Source organism: Acidisphaera sp. L21 (assembly GCF_009765685.1).
Classification (GTDB): Bacteria; Pseudomonadota; Alphaproteobacteria; order Acetobacterales; family Acetobacteraceae; genus LMUY01.
Window position 1 is genome coordinate 19050 of the sequence record NZ_LMUY01000014.1, and the last position, 5333, is coordinate 24382.

Annotated in this window: 4 protein-coding genes; 3 read left to right on the forward strand and 1 reads right to left on the reverse strand. The window is 58.6% G+C overall.

Features of this window, described 5'->3' with window-relative positions:
• Window positions 1–281 precede the first annotated feature (281 nt).
• The 3 genes from GSQ76_RS03175 (at window position 282) to GSQ76_RS03185 (ending at window position 4648) form a co-directional block, all read left to right on the forward strand.
• Window positions 282–3740 carry a chemotaxis protein CheB gene (locus tag GSQ76_RS03175; protein WP_158742461.1) on the forward strand — a complete coding sequence of 1153 codons (3459 nt, stop codon included), beginning with the start codon at window positions 282–284 and terminating at the stop codon, window positions 3738–3740.
• Window positions 3741–3790: 50 nt separating this feature from the next.
• On the forward strand, window positions 3791–4147 hold the full coding sequence (locus tag GSQ76_RS03180; RefSeq protein ID WP_216850870.1) for a hypothetical protein: 357 nt from the start codon (window positions 3791–3793) through the stop codon (window positions 4145–4147).
• Between the two features lie 117 nt (window positions 4148–4264).
• A complete protein-coding gene (locus GSQ76_RS03185) occupies window positions 4265–4648 on the forward strand; it encodes a hypothetical protein (protein WP_158742462.1) in 384 nt (127 codons plus the stop codon).
• Between the two features lie 157 nt (window positions 4649–4805).
• On the opposite strand, the gene GSQ76_RS03190 is transcribed toward GSQ76_RS03185, so the two are convergent.
• Window positions 4806–5156: a hypothetical protein gene (locus tag GSQ76_RS03190; protein ID WP_158742463.1), complete on the reverse strand. Its 351-nt coding sequence runs from the start codon at window positions 5154–5156 to the stop codon at window positions 4806–4808.
• Window positions 5157–5333: the final 177 nt, after the last annotated feature.

Below are 5333 nucleotides of genomic sequence, written 5' to 3' on the forward strand. Positions count from 1 at the left end.
CGGATCACCATGGCGTCCTGCGTAGGTGCCACGTTCCAGGATGGAGCCAGGTTGGGCACCGAACCCAAGGTCTTGAACAGCTGGTGGATCAGATTGGCGGGGATCTGGGAGGCGAATCGGCCGCACATATCAGCTCCTAGATCTGCTGTAGGCTTAGGTAACAAGGGTTCGACACCGAGCCCGAACTCAACTAGCACTGTAAGCGTGCCGATTGACGCCGGGCGGTCTACGCCTGCGGTCGTCACCACCTCAATGGTGGATTGGCAAAGAAAGTCTCCACGATGGATGATCAGCCCGCACTTCAAGTCGTCGGGATTGGCGCATCCGCAGGTGGCGTTCAGGCCCTCCAGGCCTTTTTCGAGGCGCTTCCGGATCGTGTCGGCGCCGCCTTTGTCGTGATCATGCACCTGGACCCGCACGCGCGAAGCGAGATGGTCGCTATTCTGGCCATGCGAACCTCGATGCCGGTTTGGCAGGTCGGAGGGACACTACGCCTAGAGGCTGATAACGTTTACGTGATAGCGCCGAATAGCCAGCTCATCATTGAGCACCGCATGATCTCCGCCTTGGCTTTCGACCTCCCGAGAGGCCAGCGGGCTCCCATTGACCTGTTCTTTCGGTCATTGGCAGATCAGTCCAGCGAGGCGTTCGCCATCGTGCTAACCGGTGCTGGGGCTGACGGAGCCACTGGTGTGACCGCGGTCAAAGAGGCCGGCGGGATCGTCCTTGTGCAGGATCCAGGCGAAGCCGAGTACAGCTCAATGCCGAGGAATGCCATTGCGACGGAGGTGGCGGACTTTGTCCTGCCGGTTCGCGAGCTTGCTGAGAAGCTTGTCACGCTGGTTCAAAAGCGCGGCGAGGTCGCCATGGGCCTGGACCAGGCTCAGGAGGAGGACCTCAGGCGGATCCTGTCCCAGGTTCAGTCACGCACAGGGCACGACTTTTCACAATATAAGCGAGCGACCGTCCTGCGCCGCCTCGCCCGACGGATGCAGCTGACCCAGCAAGAGTCATCGGCCAGCTATCTATCCTACCTGAAGGACGCCGCCGGAGAGGCTCAGGCGCTGTTCGGCGACTTCCTTATCTCGGTCACGACATTTTTCCGAGACCCGGATTCGTTTGCATCCCTGGCTCGAGACGTGATCCCGAAGCTCTTCGAGGGCAAAGCGGCGTCAGACTCAATCCGCGTGTGGGTTCCCGGCGTCGCCACTGGCGAAGAGGCCTACACGATTGGCATGCTGTTGCTGGAGGAGGCGGACCGACGAAAGCTACGGCCCGAGATTCAGATATTCGGGTCAGACCTCGACGCGGCGGCGCTAGTCCTTGCGCGACAAGGCCGATACCCTGCCTCCATCGCGGGCGACCTGACGCAGGAACGGCTCGAACGCTTCTTCTGGCGAGAAGGCGACCATTTTCGGGTCCGCCGTGAACTGCGGGATCTGATCCTCTTCGCCAACCACAGTCTACTGAAGGACCCGCCTTTCTCCCGACTGGACCTCGTCTCCTGCCGCAACCTCCTGATCTACATGGACCGGGAACTGCAGCACCAAATACTGACGACCTTCCACTATGGCCTGAAGTCGGGTGGTTTCCTGTTTCTCGGCTCTTCCGAGAATGCCGACCAGCCCAATGACCTGTTTCGCGCTTTGGACCGCGATGCGCGCATCTACCAGTCCGCCGTCGGTGTCGACTCTCGATCAGCCTTGCCTCTGCTCATCTTCCCGCGCCCCGCAACCATCAGCCCCCTTGTGCCCCCTCGAACATCGTTTGGGTCAAGCACCGGTGACGCCGCCATCCATCGCCAGATGCTCGAGCGCGTGGCGCCTCCCAGCATCCTGGTCGATGATGGTCACCGGGCGGTCCACCTGTCTGAAACCGCCGGTCGATTCCTACAGCCTTCCGGCGGCTCGCTCAGCACCGACGTGGTCGACCTCGTCCGAGAGGAACTCCGCTTCGACCTTCGATCAGCTCTTCACCGGGCATTTGACCATGAGCAGCCCACGTTGAGCGTCGCCCATGTTCTGCCGATGGGCGGGGAAGCCCGCCGCGTTTACGTGCAGGTCAGACCGATCACACGTGAGGGACATGCCGCCCCACTGGCACTTGTGCTGTTTATCGAAGGTGAAACAGTTGACCAAGTCACCGAGCCCTCCGGTCACAAATGCCTCAATGATGCAATGCAGCAGATCCAACATGAGTTGCAGGCAACGCAGGCCCGTTTGCGCACGATGCGAGAGGAATCCGAGGCTGGGAACGAGGAGCTACGTGCCGCGAATGAAGAGCTTCAATCCATTAACGAGGAATACCGATCAACCTCGGAGGAGCTAGAGACCAGCAAAGAGGAATTGCAGTCGATCAATGAGGAACTGCAAACGGTCAACGGCGAACTGAAATTGAAACTGGAGAGCGTCTCGCGCGCTCACAGTGACCTACAAAACCTAATGGCGGCAACCGACTTCGGGACTTTGTTCCTCGACTCCTTGCTGAGGATCAAACGCTTTACGCCGCGCCTCGTCGACCTCTTCAATGTGACCGAGAATGATGAAGGCCGGCCGATTACCGACTTCACCCATAGTCTAGATTTTGACGACATGGCTGACCAAGCCCGCAAAGTCATCAAAGACCTCATTCCCATTGAGCGAGAGATCCCTGGCCGGCTGGGCGGATGGTACCTTGTGCGAATGCGCCCATACCGAACCATCGAGGATAAGATCGACGGTGTTGTGGCCACCTTCATCGATATTACAGAGCGTCGTCGAGCCGAAGAGGCGCTCCGTTTGAGCGAGGAGCATCTCCGTCAAGAAATGCGGCTCGTAGAGCTGTCACGCTCACCCATTTTCGTTTGGGATTTCGATGGAGGCATCCTCAAGTGGAACAGAGGCAGTGAGGATCTCTATGGGTTTGGCCGCGATGAGGCCATCGGACAACCCAAGGAAACCCTTCTGCATCCCGTTATCCCCGGATCAACCTTCCAGGCTTTACGGCAAGCGTTGCTAGACCGGGGGCAATGGAAGGGTGAGGTGCATCACAGGACCAAGGGTGGCAAGGTCATCCAGGTCGAAAGTGAGATCGAGCTCGTTCTCGTCAATGGTCGACGTCTTGTGCTGGAAAGCACGCGAGACATCACCGAGCGGAAACGCTGGGAAGAGCAGCAGAGGCTCCTCCTGGACGAGTTGAGCCATCGGGTGCGGAATACACTCACTGTTGTCCAGTCCATGGCGCGTCAGACGCTACGGAATACGAAATCAGGCGCCGATTTCGTGGAAAGATTTGAGGGACGGCTGTCGTCCCTCGCCCGAGCTCACAAGATCTTGGTCGATTCTGAGTGGAAGGGAGCAGAGTTGTCGGCCTTGATTGAATCTCAGCTCCAGGCCCACACGAGTGACGCTTCGGCCCGCATCCAGGTTGACGGCGAGGCTCTCACGTTACCACCCGATCTGGCTACTCCGTTCGGTCTCATTCTTCATGAACTCGCCACGAACGCGATCAAATATGGTTCGCTCTCCTCCGAGACAGGAACTGTCTTGGTGCAGTGGAACCTAAGACTGAATGGAACTGAGAGCATCTTGAATTTCGTATGGCGCGAAGCCGGAGGACCTCCTGTCGAGATACCGAGCCGTAAGGGCTTCGGTAGTAGCCTGATCGAAAGAGGCCTGTCCGGCGCAGCCGTTCGAAGAGACTTTTTGCCATCGGGTTTTGTCTGCACAATCGAAGTTCCGCTAGCAAACTGCCCCGCTTGATGGAGCTGTCATCGCATTCCCAATTGACAACGCGCCTTGACGGTGTTCGCGTGCTTGTCGTCGACGATGAGATCCTGATCGCGCTCGACATTGAGGCCACCCTCGCTGAAGCTGGCGCCCAGGTGGTCGCAGTGTGCATGACGCTGGCCGAAGCATTGTCAGAGGCAGCCCTGCGGGACATTTCTGCTGCCACTCTCGATATACGCCTAGGCCGGGAGACCAGCGAAGCCGTGGCTGTGCTGTTGACCGAGCGTGGAATTCCGTTTCTTTTCTACAGCGGTCAATGTTTGCCCAAGAACATGCAGGATCGATGGCCTTTCTGCCTGCTTGTTTCAAAACCGGCCGAGCCGCGCCAGTTGGTCGATGCTGTAGCCGCTCTGCTAGGCCTAAAATCGGTTCCAGGATAACGCTTCATCGAAGCGTGTGAGGGCTAGAATAGCATCAACCGATTACAAAGAACTCTAGCTATAGCAGGGCGGGCGTGAGCTTATGCATCTTGGCCTTTCCTGGCCGATTGAAGAACAATGAACCCGTCCTTTGGGCCTGGTTATGCCGCTGTGGTTTTTGCCGATGGTCAGTCGGCCCAGCAACATGGCGAAGCACGAACTGCCGTTCCACAATCAATTGCTGCGTGGGCAACTAAACGCTGGCTGGCGGGCTGGGATGCTGGAGACACGGCCGAGACTGCAGCGGGCGATCTACTCATCGATATGCCAGAACTCGGCGGCTGGATGCTTGGAGCGGGCGAGCACTCGGCGATGTTGTCGAACTTGCTCGACGACGAAAGTCTGCTGATCCAGGAAGAGGGACTGTCGGAGAATGACGCCGATCTAATGCCTTGGCGGGTCCGCCTTACGAAGCGGGGCATGGTGGCGCGAGCGCGTATTGTTGCAATGCGGCACCTATGAATGTCAGCCGACACTCTTACTGCCGAGATCGTGGAACTGAAGGCAGCGATCGCCGTCCAGAACGAACGCATTCAAGAGATTGTCCGGACGAAGCAATTTAGCGAGATGCCCCACGCGCAACAGGAGCGGCAAAGGCTTATGCGGGAAATGAGTGGCATTACGCGTCGACTGAACAACCTAACTTCATAGGCAAGCCCAACCTGACGATCTGCGTCACCCTGCGCACCGCCCCGACCGGCTGAGCTATTGCCTCTGGTCGCAACGGCTGCTCGCGCTTTGCAAACATCGGTTCCCGTCCAGCCCGCTCCTCCGCCCGGCGCAGTAGATCCTTAACCACCTCATTGGGCGTAGTCAGCAGGCCGTCTGGGTAGGCCATTACACCCTGCATGATCGGTGACGATTTGCCGAATCCTGCAGCTTCGACCAGCTCGATCATGCCTGACCGTGGCAGCGAGGATGGGTTAGCCATCGCCCAGAAGGTCGCCTTGAGGAAGATGTCCGGTTCCATGGACGGCCAACGCCATCAGTGCGTCGGCGTCCCTTGCCAGGTTAGATGGCGACCTTGAGGGATAGACTCACGGTCGCCATCCAGGCCGCTGTGGCGTCTACGAACTCTCTTCCCACACACCACTAGGGCCGCTTCGTGCATCTCTACAACGTGACGCCTGGGCTATCTCCAGCCGAT